This is a genomic window from Roseomonas sp. CECT 9278 (assembly GCF_918698155.1).
Classification (GTDB): domain Bacteria; phylum Pseudomonadota; class Alphaproteobacteria; order Acetobacterales; family Acetobacteraceae; genus Neoroseomonas.
Map to the genome: position 1 here is coordinate 13,715 of NZ_CAKKLX010000024.1, position 15,843 is coordinate 29,557.

The window sequence follows — 15,843 nt, forward strand, 5'->3', positions numbered from 1 at the left end:
TCCGCCGCGCCGGTGCTCAGGCGCCGCGCGGCGTCTGCGCGGTGGCGCTGGCGACGATGTGCTCGTCCAGCGTGCGGCGCATGAAGGTCGGCCAGAGCGCCCGCCCGGTGGCGGGTTCGGCCGGCAGGCGGTCCTGCGGGGCCGGGAGTCCGGAGGCCTGGGCGGCCATCCGGGGCGGGTCGATGTGGTCCATCACGCCCTCCATCCAGTCGCAACCTGGACGCTAGCCAAGACTCGCGCCGCGACACAACGAACGCTTGTGTGAGCCCCGCGCAACCGCCGCGCGAATCGGCGTGCGCCACTGCCGGGCGGCAGGTTTCCCCCCGCCGCAATTCCTGCCAGATGGTCGCAGCCCACCGCTGATCTCTCCCGGGAGGAGACCGCCATGATCCGCCGCCGCGCCCTGTTCGCGACCCCGATGCTGGCGCTGCCCGCGGCCGCGCGCGCCCAGGCCTGGCCGGCGCGCCCCGTGCGCATCGTGCTCGCCTACCCGCCCGGCGGGTCGACCGACGTGCTGGCCCGCACCCTGGCGGCCGCGCTGGCCGAGGCGATCCCCGGCGGCACCTTCGTGGTCGACAACCGCCCCGGCGGCGCCGCGGTGGTCGGCACCCAGGCGGTCGCGCAGGCCGCCGCCGACGGCTACACGCTGTCGCTCGGCAACAACCAGACCCATGCCGCCAATGCGGCGATGCTGCCCTCCCTGCCCTTCGACCCGATCGCGGATTTCGCGCCGATCGCGCGCCTGGCCGCCGTGCACCACGCGCTGGTGGTGCCGGCCAACGGCCCGCGCAGCCTGGCCGAGCTGGCCGCGAAGGGCAGGAATGGCGGGCGCGTGACCTACGCTTCCTCGGGCGCGGGGTCCGCCAGCCACGTGATCGCCGAGACCTTCGTGCGCCGCGAAGGCCTGGACGCCACGCACGTGCCCTATCGCGGCGGCGCGCAGGCCACCACGGATACCGTCTCCGGCACGGTGGATTTCTTCGTCTCCACCTGGCCGCAGGTGGTCGCGCTGGTGCGCGACGGGCGGCTGCGCGCGCTGGGCATCGGTGCCCCCGCCCGCCTGCCCGAGACACCGGACGTGCCGACCTTCGGCGAACTCAACGCGCAGGACCTGGCGGTCGATGCCTGGTTCGGCCTGTGGGCGCCCGCGCGCACCGATGCGGCGATCGTGGCCCGGCTGTCGGATACGCTGGTGGGCATCCTGACCCAGCCCGCCATGCGCGAAAGGCTGACCAGCCAGGGCTTCGTGGCGGCGCCGATGCCGGCCGGCCCGTTTGCCGCCTTCCAGCGCGACGAGCTCGCCCGCTGGCGGCGGATGGTGGAGATCACGGGGATACGGCTGCAAGGGTAGCGGCTTCCGCGGAGGGGGCGTCGGCCCCCTCCGGACCTCCCCCGCCAGGGGGCTACGGCCCCCTGGACCGCGGGGATTGCACAACGGCGCAGTCCCGTGCGGGCGGGTCCATCCGCAGGCGCGCGAGCGCGGCGCGCGCGGCGTCGAGCGCAGCGCCGCCGGTGACGCGGGGGCGGCAGGCTTCGGGGCTCGCGCCAGGCGCGGCGCCGAAATCCGCGTGCAGCATGGCCACGGCGCCGGCATTCGCGAAGGCGTGGCGGTTGCCCATGTCGAGGTAGGATTCGCTCGCCGCGCCTTCCGAGACCAGCAGGTCGTGCGCGTCCAGTTCCACGTGGAACCAGGTGACGCGCCCGCGCGCCGGCAGGCGGATGACATGCGTGCCATCGACCAGCAGCCCCGCGGCGACCAGCACGCCGTCCACCAGCAGCCCGTGCTCCGGCGAAACCCGCAGCGGCCTGTGCGGCACGCCGGCGCCCAGCGCACCCGGCAGCACCAGGATCGGCGAGACCTCCAGCGGGCGCGGATGGCTGTCGAGGTCGACGCTGCGATGACCGACCCAGCGCACCGGCTTGACCGGCGCGCCCTGCCCGCCCGCGGTGACCACCAGGTCGCCGGCGCGCAGCGTCTCGACCGCGCGCTCGCCATCGGGCGTCATGATCATCGTGCCCTCGCCGAAGCAGACGATGGGGATGATGTCGCCGTCCTCGAAATACGCGTTCCCGTTGACATTGTTGAAGTACATATCGAAGCCAGCGCCGCTGATGCGGAAATTGTAAGGCAGGTTCTGCCCGCCGATGTTGACCGTATTCGCACCTTCCACGGTGGAGTAGTAGGTTTCGTAATTTCCATCGACGAAAATGGAGTCGACACCACCGCCGGTTCCGTCGAAATACTGTCGACCATTGTTCGGGATATCGAGGAAAATGTCGTTGCCGGCGCCGCCCGACATCAGGTTGTCGCCGCTGCCGGCCGAGATCGTGTCGTTCCCCGCGCCGCCCATGATGGTATCGGCGACCGACCCGCCCAGCAGCAGGTCGCCATCCTCGCCGCCGTCGAGGACATTCTCGTCGGTCCCGCCGACCAGCGTATCGGCGCCGGCACCGCCCACCAGGCTGTCGTCGTCCGACCCGCCGAGCAGCGAATCATTGCCCTCGTTGCCGATCAGCGTGTCGTCGGCGGACCGGCCGCTGATGGTGTCGCTGCCGCCGATGCCGTCGACCCGGTCGGCGACGCCGTCGACGGGCACGGTGTAGAGGTCGTCGAACGGCGTGAGGATGGTGTCGACCATGGCGATACGCCTGCTCCCCTGAACGTCGGGCCGGCGGCGCAGGGCCGGCTCTCGATGGCGCGCGCACCGGGTTCGGCGGGACTTGGCCTGCGACTTGCCCTGTCCGGTACGCTGTCGAACCTACATGATGCGCGCGGCGCGATGAACGCACTATGACGCGATGCCAGGATGGCCGGCGCGCGCCGGGTCGGCGTCAGCCCCGCTTCTCCCACCCCGCCTGGCCCTGCTGCCAATAGGTCAGGGCATGGCCAGCCGCCTTGGCCTTCGACCAGCGCGCCCGCGCGGCCGCCACCGCCGCCTCGTCCCCGCCATCGAACAGGTCGAGCACGCGGTCGTACTCGGCCAGCCTGGCGCTCTCGGCGCCGTCCACCAGCAGCAGGAAGCGCGCGCCATTGCCGGGCGGGGCATCGGCGGTGCCCAGCAGGATCGGCTGGAGCGCGTCGTGCTCGCCGCCCGCCAGGCCATGCGGCAGCCAGTCGGGATCGGTGGCGGTCCATAGCGCGGCGTCGAGCGCGGCGACGCGCTCGGCCTCGCTGGACAGCACGAAGGCGCGCCCGCCGCTGGCCAGGACGCGGCCCAGCAGGCGCGGCAGGGCCTGCACCAGGGGCGTGCGGGTCAGGTGGTAGAAGCCGATCCGGGTCACGGCTCGGCCTCGAAGCGCAGCGCCACCAGGCGGTCGAGCAGCCTGGCGCCGAAGCCGGTCGGCCCCGCCGGGCCGAGCGCATGCGCCTCCTCCGCGCTGTCCACCCCGGCGATGTCCAGGTGCGCCCAGGGCGTGGTGCCGGCGAATTCCCGCAGGAACGCCGCGGCGTGGCAGGCATCGGGCAGGAAGCGCCCGCCCCAGGCGCCCGACCCGGCAGGCGCGCATTGCCGCAGGTCGGCGATGTCGGAGTCGAGCGCCTCGCGATGCGTCGGTCCGATCGGCATGGGCCAGAGCGGCTCCCCGACCGCTTCGCCCGCCGCGGCGGCGCTGGCCAGCAGTGCAGCGTCGCTGCCGAAGATCCCGGCGCGGTGGTGACCCAGCGCGGTGACGATGGCCCCGGTCAGCGTCGCAAGGTCGATCACCGCGCGCGGGCGGAAGGCGGCGATGGCGTGGTGTAGCGCATCGGCCAGCACCAGCCGGCCCTCGGCATCGGTGTCGATCACCTCGACCGTGCGGCGCGATGCCGTGCGGATCACGTCGCCGGGGCGGTAGGCGGCCGCGCCGGTGGCGTTCTCGGCAATGGCGAGCACGGCGACGGCGGGCGCGGGCGAACGCCGCCGCGCCAGCGCCAGCATCGCGCCCGCGCAGGCCGCCGCGCCGGCCATGTCGGCGCGCATCGCCTCCATCCCGGTGGCCGGCTTGATCGAGATGCCGCCGGTGTCGAACACCAGCCCCTTGCCCACGAAGGCCACGGGGGGCAGCGGCAGCGCGCCGCGCCAGCGCAGCACCGCCAGGCGCGGCGGGTCCGCCGCCCCGCCGCCGACCGCGAGCAGCGCGCCGAAGCCGTGGCGCTCAAGCCATTTGCGGCCGTGGATGGTGACCTCGATCCCGTCCTCGGCCAGCGCCTCCAGCCGTTCGGCGAAGCGGCGCGTGGTCAGGTGGTTGGCGGGTTCGGCCACCAGGTCGCGGGCCAGCAGGCAGCCGCCGATGCCGGGCGCGCGGTGCGCGAAGGCGGCCTCGGCTTCGTCGGGCGAGTCGCAGTGCACCACCAGGCGACGGATGCGCCGGGGCAGGTCCCGCGCGCGGTGCCGGTCGAAGGCCCAGGCGCCGAGCGCGATGCCGGCCGCCACCGCCGCGAGCTGCCCGGCCGCCAGCCCGGCGCCGGCCAGCGCGACCTCCTCGCTCGCCCCTGCCGCCAGGGCGGCGGCGGCGCCGGCGCCTTCGCAGGCCAGCGCATCGGGCGCGGTGCCGAGGCCCACCACGAGGCGCCGCGGCGTGCCCGGCAGGTCCACCACCTGCCGCGCCGCGCCGGTGAAGCGCGCCGCGGCGAGTGCCGGCGCCAGCGCGCGCGGCGCCGCGGCGATCGCGTCCAGCGGGACGATGCAGGGCAGGTCCGGCCGCGGCGCGCCGCGGCGGAAGCGGACCGCGATCACGCCCGCGCTCTCAGCCCTCGTAGTGCTCCGCCACCAGGCGGTCGAGCATCCGCACGCCATAGGCGGTGGCGCCCTTGGGCGTGGTGGCGGTGTCCTTGCTGGACCAGGCGGTGCCGGCGATGTCCAGGTGCGCCCAGGGCCGGCCCTGCACGAAGCGCTGGATGAACTGCGCCGCGGTGATCGACCCACCGGGGCGCCCGCCGACGTTCTTCATGTCGGCGATGTCGGACTTCATCTGCTTGTCATAGGCGTCGCCGAGCGGCATGCGCCACGCCGTCTCACCCGTCGCGCGGCCGGCGGCCTCGATGCGGCTCGCCAGCGTGTCGTCGTTGCTGAACAGCCCGGCATGCTCGTGGCCCAGCGCGATGATGATGGCGCCGGTCAGCGTGGCCAGGTCGACCATGAAGCGCGGGTCGAACTTCTCGATGCAGTAGTGGATCACGTCGGCCAGAACCAGGCGGCCTTCGGCGTCGGTGTTGATGACCTCGATGGTCTGGCCCGAGGCCGAGGTCACGACATCGCCTGGCCGCTGCGCGGTGCCCGAGGGCATGTTCTCGACCAGCCCGACGATGCCGACCACGTCGGCCTTCGCCTTGCGTCCGGCCAGCGCGGCCATCAGGCCGATCACGGTGCCGGCGCCGGCCATGTCCCACTTCATGTCCTCCATGCCGCCGGCCGGCTTGATGGAGATGCCGCCGGTGTCGAAGGTGACGCCCTTGCCGATGAAGGCCAGCGGCTTGCCCTTCTTGCCCTTGGGCGCGCCCATCCACTTCATCACCACCATGCGCGGTTCCTGCGCGGAGCCCTGCGCCACGCCCAGCAGCGCGCCGAAGCCGAGCTTCTTCATCTCCTTCGGGCCGAGGATCTCGACCTCGACCCCGAGCTTCGCCAGCGCCCTGCAGCGATCCGCGCAATCGGTGGGCGTCAGCACGTTGGGCGGCTCGCTGACCAGGTCGCGGGTGAGGAAGACGCCATCCGCCACCGCCTGCAGCGGCGCGAAGGCGGCCTTGGCCTTGGCGGTATCCGCGACGGCGACGGCGACGCGCTCGATCTTCGGCTTGTCCTCCTCCTTCTCCATCGTGCGGTAGCGGTCGAAGCGGTAGGATTTCAGCGCCACGCCCATCGCCAGCGAGGCCGCCAGCGCCGGCGCCAGGCCATCGGCGGCGACCATCGCCTCGCGTTCCTGCGCGATGGCGCCGGCCGTGGCGCCGCCGGCGGCCTCGGCACCGGTCGCCATCAGCTCCGCCGCCTTGCCCAGGCCGATCGCCACCACCTTCGACAGCCCGGCGCCGGGCGCCCAGAGCGTCGTGGCCTGGCCCTTGCGGCCCTTGAACTTGGCCGCCTCCAGCCCGCGCGAGATGGCGCCGCCGGTCGCCTCGTCGGCCTGCTTCGCGAGGCCGGCGAGCGGGGCTTCCTCGGCCAGCGGCAGCACGAGGGCGCCGCTGCGCGGCAGGGCGGGTTTCACGAAGGCGATGTCGGGCATGGGAACTCCGGGCGGGCGTCAGCGATATGCGTCACACCTTAGGGTCGGCGTCGCGCCCCGGCCAGGGGCGCGCCCGACAAGGCCGCCCCGGCCAGGGGCGCGCCGGACAAGGCCGCCCCGGCCAGGGGCGCGCCCGACAAGGCCGCCCCGGCCAGGGGCGCGCCCGACAAGGCCGCCCCGGCCAGCGGGGCCCGGGGCTTGCGGCCCCGCCCGGCCGGCGCCACACCGCCGCCATGGATGACGATGCCCTGCTGGCCCTTGCCACCCGCCTGGCCACCGAGGCCGCCGCCGCGATCAACGCCGTGCGCGCCGCCGGCTTCGCGGTCGCGCGCAAGGCCGACCATTCCCCGGTGACCGAGGCCGACCGCATCGCGGAAGCCCTGATCGTCGAGGGCCTGCGCGCCGCCGCCCCCCACATCCCGGTGATTGCCGAGGAGGAGATCGAGGCCGGCACCGCCCCCACCGGCCCCGGGCCCCGCTTCTGGCTGGTCGACCCACTGGACGGCACGCGCGAATTCGCCGCCGGGCGCGACAATTTCACGGTGAATGTCGGGCTGGTGGCGCAGGGCCGGCCGGTGCTCGGCGCGGTCGCCCTCCCGGCGACCGGCGAGGTGTTCTGGGGCCGCGCCGGCGCCGGGGCCTTCAAGCGCGACGCGGCGGGCACGCGCGCGATTTCCGTGCGCAGGATCCCGGACGAAGGGCTGACCGTGATGGGCAGCCACCACTACCAGGACGACCCGCGCATGACGCGCTTCCTGGAGGGGCGGCACGTCGCGCGCATCGTCAATATCGGCTCGGCCGAGAAGTTCTGCCGCGTGGCGGAAGGCAGCGCCGACCTCTACCCCCGCTTCGGGCGCACCATGGAATGGGACACCGCGGCGCCGCAGGCCGTGCTGGAGGCCGCCGGCGGGACCATCCGGCTGCTGCACGGCGGCGGCGCGCTGGGCTACGGCAAGCCGGGCTGGGCGAATCCGGCCTTCGTCTGCGAGGGCCGCGCGTGACGCTGCTGCTGCCCGCACACGACATCGAGCACGCCGCCGCCCTGCTGCGCGACGGCGCGCTGGTCGCCTTCCCGACCGAGACGGTCTACGGCCTCGGCGCCGATGCGCGGAACGGGCGCGCCGTCGCCGCCGTGTTCGAGGCCAAGGGGCGGCCGCATTTCAACCCGCTGATCTGCCACGTCCCCGATGCCGCCGCCGCCTTCGACGAAGCCCTGCCCGACGACCGCGCCCGCGCCCTGGCCGAGGCCTTCTGGCCCGGCCCACTGACGCTTGTGCTGCCGCGCCGCCCGACCTGTCGCGTCGACCTGCTGGCGGGTGCCGGGCTCGACACGCTGGCGCTGCGCGTGCCGGCGCATCCGCTCGCACTCGCGCTGCTGCGCGCCGCGGCGGTGCCGGTGGCCGGGCCCTCTGCCAACCGCTCGGGCCAGGTCAGCCCGACCACCGCGCAGCATGTTCTGGACGGGCTGTCGGGCCGCATCGCCGCCGTGCTCGATGGCGGGGCCTGTGCGGTCGGCGTCGAGAGCACCGTGCTCGACCTCGCGGCCGGCGGTGCGGCGCTGCTGCGCCCCGGCGGCGTGCCGGTCGAGGCGATCGAGGCGGTGATCGGCCCGGTCGCGCGGCCCATCCCGCTCGCTTCCGCGGCGGCGACGCGCACGCTGCGCAGCCCTGGGATGCTGCTGTCGCACTACGCCCCCGCCCTGCCGGTGCGCCTGGACGCCACCGCGGTCGCGCCCGACGAGGCGCTGCTCGCCTTCGGCCCGCCGCTGCCGGGCGCGGGCGCGGTGTGGCAGCTCTCGGCCACGCGCGACCTGCGGGAGGGCGCGTCGCGGCTGTTCGCCGGGCTGCGCTGGCTCGATGCCGAGGGCGCCAGGCTGGGGCTGTCGCGGATCGCGGCGATGGCCGTGCCGCCGGAGGGGCTGGGCGCGGCGATCGACGACCGGCTGCGCCGCGCCGCCGCGCCACGCGGCTGAACGGGGCGCCGCAACTCCGGCGCCGCGCGGGCGTTCGACCAGCGCCGCCCCCGCCCGCCGGAGTTCCCATGCGTTTCAGGATCGGTTGCCGCCTGGCCTACCAGACGGAATCGCCCGTGCCGTTCGTCTTCAACATCGAGGCCCAGTCCTTTCCCGGCCAGGCCATCGAGAGCGAGAGCCTGGTGCTGTCGCCCGATGTCCCGATCGAACGCTGGACGCGCGAGGATCTCGGCAACCGCACCTTCCGCATCATTCCCCCGACGGGGCTGGTGACGGTCGACTACAGCGCGATCGTGGAGATCACGCCGAGCCTGGGCGACGCCGGCGCGGTGCGGGAGATCCCGCCCGGCGCATTGCCGCTGGCGGTGCTGCCGGACCTGTTTCCCAGCCGCTATTGCCAGTCCGACCGGCTGCAACGCTTCGCCATGACCACCTTCGGCGACATCCCGCCGGGCTATGCGCGGGTCAATGCCATCTGCAACTGGATCCACGACTACGTCACCTACGAAGGCGGCGTGTCGGACGCCATGACATCGGCCTTCGACATCGTGACCATGCGGGCGGGGGTGTGCCGGGACTTCGCGCATCTGGGCATCTCGCTGTGCCGCGCGCTGGGCATCCCGGCGCGGTATGTCAGCGCCTATGCGCACCGGCTCGACCCGCCGGATTTCCATGCAGTGTTCGAAGCCTTCCTGGAAGGGCCGGACGGGCCTGCCTGGTACCTGTTCGACCCGACCCGCATGGCGGATGCCGCCGGCCTGGTGCGGATCGGGGTCGGGCGCGACGCGGCCGAGGTCGCGTTCTGCAACGCCTTCGGGGCGATGGAGGCAGGGAAGCCGGAAGTCTGGATCAGCGCGATGGAGGATGCGGGGGACGCGACGGTGCAGGCCGTGAGAGCGGAGGCGTAAGGCCGGGGGGCATGCGTGCCCCCCGGACCCCGCGGGGACTACAGGGCGCGCAAGGCAAGCCAGTCCTGGACCAAACCCGCCACGACATCCGAATTGCGGTCCATCTGGATCATGTGGCTGTTGCCCAGGATGCCCTGCGCGGGCAGGTCCACCACATCGACGGACCCGCCGGCGGCACGCACCGCCGCGGCGAACTCCAGGCCGCGCGCGCGGATCGCCGGCCAGCGCGCATCGCCGGCGATGAAGTCGCCATAGATCATCAGCACCGGCACCCGTGCCAGCGCCGCCACCTTCTCCATCAACCCGGTGGAGGCCGGTTCCACCAACACCAGCGCGCGCACCTTCTCCGGCCATTCCTGCGCGGCGCGCCAGCCGAAGAACCCACCCTGGCTGTGCGCCACCACCACCGACGGCCCGACCCGCGCCAGCAGCGCGCCATACCCCGCCAGCGTCAGCGCATCGGTGGTGGTGAAGCGCGGCACGCAGCCCAGGATGAAATTGCGCCAGGACACGGCATCGGCAGGGAATTGCTGGCCGGGAAACACCCGGCCTTCCTGCGGCGTGCCGGGGCCGATGCGGAACCGCTCCCACGGATTTTCGAGCGTCAGGGTCACCGGCACGCCGCCGGTCTCCTCGGGGATTCGCATCCAGCCTGACCGGCCGCGCTCCACGGCATCGCTGACCACGACCTCCCAGCCGCGGCGCAGGAAGAAGTGCTGCCAACCCTCGCGCCCATCCGGCGTGGTCTCCCAGCAGGCGCCGGTCAGCCCGCCGCCATGCCACAGCATCAGCGGCACCGGCCCGCGCCGCGGCGCGGGTTCCATCACCTGCGCGTAGACGCCGCCGACCAGGTAGGTGCCGTTCGGGTCGATCAGCGCCGGCGCGCTGCCGGGGGTGAAGGTGACCTCGCGCGGCGCCTGGCCGGCCACCACCACCTCCCGCCCGCCGACATGGAAGGACGCCCAGCGCGCGAGGGTGATCGGGGGTGTGTCGGTCATCGTGGTCGCGATCCCTTCGGCGGCAGGGCGAGCATGGCCGGCGCGGCGCGGCCGCTCAACCCGCCCCGGCCCGGCGCGGCGGCCTCCGGCGCCGGCCGCCCCCGCGTGACGCCGCCGCGCCGGCACGCCATGATCGGCGGGCGAAGAACAAACCTCGGGAGACGTTCCATGATGAGCCGCCGCCCGCTGCTGGCCATGCCGCTTGCCGCCCTTGCGGCGCCGCGCCTGGCCGCCGCGCAGTCCCAGCCCGCCGGTGCCTGGCCGAACCGGCCGCTGCGCATGGTGATCCCGTGGCCGCCGGGGCAGCAGACCGACGTCGCCGGGCGGCTGGTCGCGCAGATGCTGACCGAACGCCTCGGCCAGCCGGTGGTGCCGGACAACCGGCCCGGCGCTGGCGGGCAGATCGGCACCAACATCGTCGCCAAGGGCACGCCCGATGGCTACACGCTGCTGGCCGGGTCGCTCGGCCCGATCACCTTCGGCCCGCTGGTCAGCCGGCCGCCCTATGACGTGGAGCGCGAGCTCGCCCCGGTCGCGCTGTACGGCGAGGCGCCCTTCGTGGTGCTGGTGAAGCCGGACAGCCCGGCACGCGACCTGGCCGGGCTGATCGCCATGCTGAAGGCGCGGCCGGGGCACTACACCTATAATTCCTCGGGCGTCGCGGGGGCGCAGCACCTGGTGGCCGCGCTGTTCCTGGCCAAGGCGGGGCTTGAGGCGCTGCACGTGCCCTTCCAGGGCAGCGGGCCCGCGCTGGCGGCGCTGCTCGGCGGCCAGGTGGATTTCGGCTTCGACACGCCGGCGGCGTCGGGGCGGCTGATCAGCGCAGGGCAGCTGCGCGCGCTGGCGGTCACCACCTCGCGCCCCTCCCCGTTGGTGCCCGGCGTGCCGCCCATCGCGCAGGCCGGCGGGCCGACCGACTACCATGTCGATTCGTGGTCGTCCGTGATGGTGCAGACCGGCACGCCGCGGCCGATCATCGACCGGCTGCATGCCGCCATCGTCGAAGGCTTCGGCGGGCCGGATCTGCGCGACCGCTTCGCCAATATCGGCATGGCGGTGACGGGCGTGAGCGGGCCGGATGCATTCGCCGCGCGCCTGCGCCGCGACTGGGCGACCTTCCGCCCGGTCATCGAGCAGCTCGGCATCCGCGCCGAGTGAAGCGTCGGGGCGGGGAGCGATCCCCGCCCCGTGCGTGTCGTGCCGAGGCCGCGAATGCGGCCCGCCGGTGGTCCGGCGAAGCCAAGGAAACCGGATGTTTCCGCCCGGCGATTGAGGGTCTGCAAACGCAGATATCCGCGGTCGACGCAGGCGGCCGTTGATATCAGGGCAGCGTCGCGAGGAAGCGCGCCAGCTCGTCGCGCCAGAACCGCGCATTGCCGGTGGTGCCATGGCCCAGCGTCTCGGCGCTGGCGGGGATCAGCAGCAGCCGGGCGTTCGGGATGCGCGCGAGGGCACGTTCGGTGATGCCGGTCTCGGGCGGGTTGCGTTCGTCATCGGCGGCATTGATCAGCAGCACGCGGGCGCGGATGCGGTCGAGCTTCGGCTCCGGGTCGTAGTCGCGGCTGGCATCCCATTGCCAGATGAAGTCGTTGGCATCGCGCGGCGGCGGCGCACCGAGGCGCTGGTCGACAAGCCGGTCGGCGGCCTCCCGCGTGGGGGCCTGGCGCTGCAGGTTCAGCGTGCCGCCATTGGTGCCGGTGCCGTACATGACATTGGCGATGCGCAGCGATGGCGGCTGGGTGGTGTAGTTGCCCTGCATGTAGGCGGGGTCCTGGCGCACCGTCTCGATCATCAGCCGGCGCATCATCCAGTTGCGCGACGCCATGGCGGTGGGCTGCGACGCCATGGGCACGATCGCGTCCATCGCCTCGGGGAAGTTGGTGGCCCAGCTCCAGGCCATCATCCCGCCCATCGAATTGCCGAGGATCAGCCGCAGCCGCCGGATGCCGAGACCCTCGGTCACCAGCCGGTGCTGGGCGGCGACCATGTCGTCGTAGGTGTAGCGCGGGAAGCCGGCGCGCAGGCCGTCGGAGGGCTTCGACGACGCCCCGGTGCCGATCGAATCCGGGATGATGATGAAGAACCGCGTTGCATCGAGCGGCTGGCCAGGGCCGAACAACTGCCCGCCGAAATTGGCGCCGAGCATCCCGCGCGCCGTGCCGTTGGTGCCGTGCAGGATCAGCACCGCCGGGTTGGTGGGCTCGCCGAGCGTGATGTAGCCCTGGCGCAGGTCCATGGTCTGGCCGGTGTGGAAGCGGAAGCCGGCGGCGGTCCAGCTGGCCTCGCGCGGGGTGGGTTGCGCGGCGGCGGGCAGGGCGGCGAGCAGCAGGGGCAGCAGCAATGCCGCGCGGCGGAGCAGGCGCATGGGTCGGTTCCTCCGGGTTGTCCTTGCCGCCCAGGCTACGCCGGCATCCGACCGGATCGCACCATCCGATCGGATGCCGGCGCGCGCGGCGGGCTCAATCCTTGAAGGGATCGAACTCGCCCGCGCCTGCCATCGCCACGGCGAAGGGCCGCAGCCGGTGCAGCACGCGCACCGTGCCGGCGTGGTGCGCGATCACCTCCGGCAGGCGGCGATAGGCCATCGGGCTTTCATCGAGGTCGCCACCCGACAGCAGCACGCCCCGCCCGCGCAGCCAGTCCTCCATCTGCGCGCGGGAGAAGCGGCGATGCGCCTCGCGGCGACTGGTGACGCGCCCGGCGCCATGGACGGTGGAATGGAACGCGGCGCGCGCGGCCTCGCTTTCCACTCCCTCCAGGATCACCGCGTCGTCGCCCATCGACCCGCCGACGAAGCCGCGCTGGCCCGGGAAGGCCGGCGTGGCACCCTTGCGCACCACCCAGACCGCGCGCCCGCCGTGCACCTCCTTCCACGCGTAGTTGTGGTGGTTGTGGACGCTGTCGGTCACGGCACCGCCGATGATGGCGCGCACGCGCTCCACCACCCATTCGCGGCCCGCATAGGCGTAGCGCCCCGCGAGCTCCATCGCCGCCAGGTAGCGGATGCCGAGCTCCGATGCCTCATCGACCACGGCGGGCGGGACATGCATGCCGTCCTTGCCGCCGGCGGCCTTCAGGTAGCGCGTGGCACTGGTATGCCCGAGCCCGCGCGAGCCGAAATGCACGCCGATCCACACGAGCCCGGCCTCGTCCTCGAACAGGTCCACGTAGTGGTTGCCCGAACCGACCGTGCCGAGCTGCGCGGCCGCCTTCTGCCGGTAGTCCTCCATGCCCGACGCATGCCACGCGTCAGCGTCGTCGAGCAGCGCGTGCTCGACGCGCTCGGCATTGGCGCGCCCGACACCGAAGGAGATCACGCGGCGGATGTCGGCCAGGATCTCCGGCACGCGGTCGCGCACCGCCGCGAAGGGCGTGTCGAGCCGCACCGCCATGTTGCCGCAGCCGATGTCGAAGCCGACGCCGCTGACGCTGACCTGCCCCGCATAGGCGATCACGCCGCCCACCGGCTGCGCGTAGCCCAGGTGCCCGTCCGCGCACAGCACGCCGCCCACCACCGCGCCCACGCGCATGCAGTTGCGCATCTGCGCGATGGTGCCTTCGTCATGCGCGCCGAACACGCTCAGCGGCGCGTCGCGGTAGCCCTCGGGCTGCTCGCCCAGGATGGCGCCGGCGCGCGCCGCGTCCTCGACCTGCTTCGCCGCGAGCGCAGGCGCGCGGAAGCCGGTCCAGGCCGGCATGGTCTTGTCGGGCTTGGCCGGGTTCGGGATGCGGCTGTCGGGATCGAGGCCGGCGGCGATGCACAGCTCGCGCGCACGCGCCTCCAGCGGGTCGGAGGGACGCATCGGATGCACTCCAGGTTTTCAGTCGGGTCGCGGGTGGCGCCCAGGGGCGCCGGGTGTGTCAGGCGAAGGCTATGGATGGCCTGCGTGAGCCGAAGCCGGGCAGGCGCAGCGCCGCTTTCCGTCCGGGGTCTGTCCCGGGCGGTTGGCAGGCGACGGCGCGGAGCACGGTCGACGGCATGGGTGACACACGTTCAACGCGACAGGGTGGATCCCCGCCGCGGGCGCCGCTGATACGCGCGGCGATCGTCGCGAAGCAAGAAAAAAGCGCGGCGGCGGTCAGAGACCGTTTGAGAATGCGCCGAGCGGCGCATTCTGCAGTCCGGCACCGGCCCGCTCAAACGGTCGCTCAGATCATCGCCATGCCGCCATTGACGTGCAGCGTCTGCCCCGTCACCCAGCCCGCCTCGGCGGAAGCGAGGAACACCACCGCCGCCGCGATATCCTCCGGCGTGCCCATGCGCTGCGTCGGGATGCGCGACAGCAGCGCGGTCTTCTGCGCCTCGCCCAGCGCATCGGTCATCGCGGTCTTGACGAAGCCGGGTGCGACCACGTTCACGGTCACGCCGCGCGTGGCGACTTCCTGCGCCAGCGACTTGCTCATGCCGATCAGCCCGGCCTTGGCGGCGGCGTAGTTCGCCTGCCCCGCATTGCCGGTGACGCCCACGATCGAGGCGATCGACACGATCCGCCCGGACCGCTTCTTCATCATCCCGCGCAGTGCTGCGCGCGCCAGGCGGAAGGGGGCGGTCAGGTCGACCTCCAGCACCGCGTTCCAGTCGGCATCGCCCATGCGCAGCGCGAGCATGTCGCGCGTGAACCCCGCATTGTTGACCAGGATGTCGAGCCCACCGGCCGCGGTCTCGATCTTCTCGACCAGCGCGGCGGGCGCGGCGGGGTCGGCCAGGTCGGCGGGGGCCACGATCACCCGCGCGCCGCCGAGCGCCTCCGCCACGCGCGCCAATTCGGCCTCGCGCCGGCCGGTGATCGCGACGGTCGCACCCTGGCGGTGCAGCGCGCTCGCGATCGCCTCGCCGATGCCGCCGGTGGCGCCGGTGACGAGGGCGGTCTTGCCGGTCAGGTCGAACATGCAGGAACTCCGCTCAGGGTGTGTGGACCAGTCGAACGTGCGAAGGCGTGCCCGCGGGCAAGCTGGCGCTTCATGCTGCCCTGTCTGCGCTGTCCGGCATGGCTGCGCAAACCCTCAGGGGTTGAAGCCGCGGGCATTGGGGTCGAAGGACGCCGCGGTGGTCAGGTCGAACCACAGCCGCGCATTGCGCTCCCCCATGCCGTTCAGCGCCGGATGCCGGCCGAGGCCGGGCAGGTAGATCTGGTCCATGAACAGATGCGGCGCTTCCTGCGCGATGGTGTAGGTGCTGCCGCCCGCCGATGCGGTGCGCCCCGGCCCCGCATGGGCGGCCAGCACCACGCCGCGGTTCAGCCGCGCGCGCACGATGATGTCGCAATCCGTCCAGTCCTCGGGCAGGGCCAGCTGGCGGCGCGCGGTATCCACCAGCCGCGAGCCCGTCGCCCGCGCGCGCGACAGCAGGAGCGCCATGCGGTCGTCGTTCATCCACCAGGGCGAATTGAGCAGCGGCAGCAGCGCCTGCGGCCCGGTGCCGAGGTAGCGCGCCGCCGCGAAGCGATAGAGCATGTCGCTCTGCAGCACGAGGCGGCGCTTGATGATCAGGCCGCCGGTCCGCACGTAGTGGAAGCCGCCCGGCGCGGCCGCGTCGGGTGCCGTGACCAGGGTGCGGCGCGGGCCGTGATTGGCGTTGCGCCACTGATAGCCCTCGGCTTCCTGCCGCAGCGTGCTGTTGGTCCACCAGGCTTCGTTCACCGTGGTCATGGCATCCGTGCTCCTTGCTCCGGCCGCACGGTACGCGCGGGGATGCGCGCGCGGCGGTGCCGTGGGTCACGGGCAGGATTAGCGAAGGCGGCGGCGCGCCGCGGTGAAGGATTTCCGA

At 73.4% G+C, this 15,843-nt stretch carries 15 protein-coding genes; 5 read left to right on the forward strand and 10 right to left on the reverse strand.

Features of this window, described 5'->3' with window-relative positions:
- Nucleotides 1-16 precede the first annotated feature (16 nt).
- Nucleotides 17-193, reverse strand: a complete 177-nt coding sequence (locus LQ222_RS15850; RefSeq protein ID WP_230167799.1) for a hypothetical protein — start codon at nt 191-193, stop codon at nt 17-19.
- Between the two features lie 192 nt (nt 194-385).
- Between LQ222_RS15850 and LQ222_RS15855 the strand changes: the two genes are divergently transcribed.
- The gene (locus LQ222_RS15855) at nt 386-1,351 is read left to right on the forward strand and encodes a tripartite tricarboxylate transporter substrate binding protein (protein WP_230167800.1); all 966 of its coding nucleotides are present in this window, start codon (nt 386-388) and stop codon (nt 1,349-1,351) included.
- Between the two features lie 52 nt (nt 1,352-1,403).
- On the opposite strand, the gene LQ222_RS15860 is transcribed toward LQ222_RS15855, so the two are convergent.
- From LQ222_RS15860 to LQ222_RS15875, 4 genes are all read right to left on the reverse strand, one after another.
- Nucleotides 1,404-2,639, reverse strand: coding sequence for a Hint domain-containing protein (locus LQ222_RS15860; protein WP_230167801.1), 1,236 nt, complete (start codon nt 2,637-2,639; stop codon nt 1,404-1,406).
- Between the two features lie 193 nt (nt 2,640-2,832).
- Nucleotides 2,833-3,282 (reverse strand): DNA polymerase III subunit chi, encoded by a 450-nt coding sequence (locus tag LQ222_RS15865; protein ID WP_230167802.1) that lies wholly within the window; start codon nt 3,280-3,282, stop codon nt 2,833-2,835.
- Nucleotides 3,279-4,715, reverse strand: a complete 1,437-nt coding sequence (locus tag LQ222_RS15870) for a M17 family metallopeptidase (RefSeq protein WP_230167803.1) — start codon at nt 4,713-4,715, stop codon at nt 3,279-3,281. Before LQ222_RS15870 ends, LQ222_RS15865 begins: the two co-directional genes overlap by 4 nt.
- A 10-nt stretch (nt 4,716-4,725) precedes the next feature.
- Entirely contained in the window at nt 4,726-6,198 is a 1,473-nt protein-coding gene (locus LQ222_RS15875) for a leucyl aminopeptidase (protein WP_230167804.1), read from the reverse strand.
- Between the two features lie 233 nt (nt 6,199-6,431).
- Here LQ222_RS15875 and cysQ point away from each other — a divergent pair, with 233 nt between their 5' ends.
- The 3 genes from cysQ (at nt 6,432) to LQ222_RS15890 (ending at nt 9,078) form a co-directional block, all read left to right on the forward strand.
- Nucleotides 6,432-7,199, forward strand: a complete 768-nt coding sequence (gene cysQ, locus LQ222_RS15880) for a 3'(2'),5'-bisphosphate nucleotidase CysQ (protein WP_230167805.1) — start codon at nt 6,432-6,434, stop codon at nt 7,197-7,199.
- Nucleotides 7,196-8,170: an L-threonylcarbamoyladenylate synthase gene (locus LQ222_RS15885; RefSeq protein WP_230167806.1), complete on the forward strand. Its 975-nt coding sequence runs from the start codon at nt 7,196-7,198 to the stop codon at nt 8,168-8,170. The genes cysQ and LQ222_RS15885 overlap by 4 nt, the downstream gene beginning before the upstream one ends.
- 68 nt (nt 8,171-8,238) lie before the next feature.
- Nucleotides 8,239-9,078 (forward strand): transglutaminase family protein, encoded by an 840-nt coding sequence (locus LQ222_RS15890; RefSeq protein ID WP_230167807.1) that lies wholly within the window; start codon nt 8,239-8,241, stop codon nt 9,076-9,078.
- A 38-nt stretch (nt 9,079-9,116) separates the two neighbouring features.
- Here LQ222_RS15890 and LQ222_RS15895 read toward each other — a convergent pair whose 3' ends face one another.
- On the reverse strand, nt 9,117-10,076 hold the full coding sequence (locus tag LQ222_RS15895; protein ID WP_230167808.1) for an alpha/beta fold hydrolase: 960 nt from the start codon (nt 10,074-10,076) through the stop codon (nt 9,117-9,119).
- Nucleotides 10,077-10,244: 168 nt separating this feature from the next.
- Between LQ222_RS15895 and LQ222_RS15900 the strand changes: the two genes are divergently transcribed.
- Nucleotides 10,245-11,234, forward strand: coding sequence for a tripartite tricarboxylate transporter substrate binding protein (locus LQ222_RS15900; RefSeq protein WP_230167809.1), 990 nt, complete (start codon nt 10,245-10,247; stop codon nt 11,232-11,234).
- Nucleotides 11,235-11,397: 163 nt separating this feature from the next.
- On the opposite strand, the gene LQ222_RS15905 is transcribed toward LQ222_RS15900, so the two are convergent.
- From LQ222_RS15905 to LQ222_RS15920, 4 genes are all read right to left on the reverse strand, one after another.
- Entirely contained in the window at nt 11,398-12,441 is a 1,044-nt protein-coding gene (locus LQ222_RS15905) for an alpha/beta fold hydrolase (protein ID WP_230167810.1), read from the reverse strand.
- 94 nt (nt 12,442-12,535) lie between these two features.
- Nucleotides 12,536-13,879 (reverse strand): RtcB family protein, encoded by a 1,344-nt coding sequence (locus LQ222_RS15910; RefSeq protein ID WP_230167811.1) that lies wholly within the window; start codon nt 13,877-13,879, stop codon nt 12,536-12,538.
- 346 nt (nt 13,880-14,225) lie between these two features.
- Complete coding sequence (gene fabG, locus LQ222_RS15915; RefSeq protein WP_230167812.1) at nt 14,226-14,966, reverse strand: 3-oxoacyl-[acyl-carrier-protein] reductase; 741 nt, start codon at nt 14,964-14,966, stop codon at nt 14,226-14,228.
- 114 nt (nt 14,967-15,080) lie between these two features.
- Nucleotides 15,081-15,725: a hypothetical protein gene (locus LQ222_RS15920; protein ID WP_230167813.1), complete on the reverse strand. Its 645-nt coding sequence runs from the start codon at nt 15,723-15,725 to the stop codon at nt 15,081-15,083.
- Nucleotides 15,726-15,843: the final 118 nt, after the last annotated feature.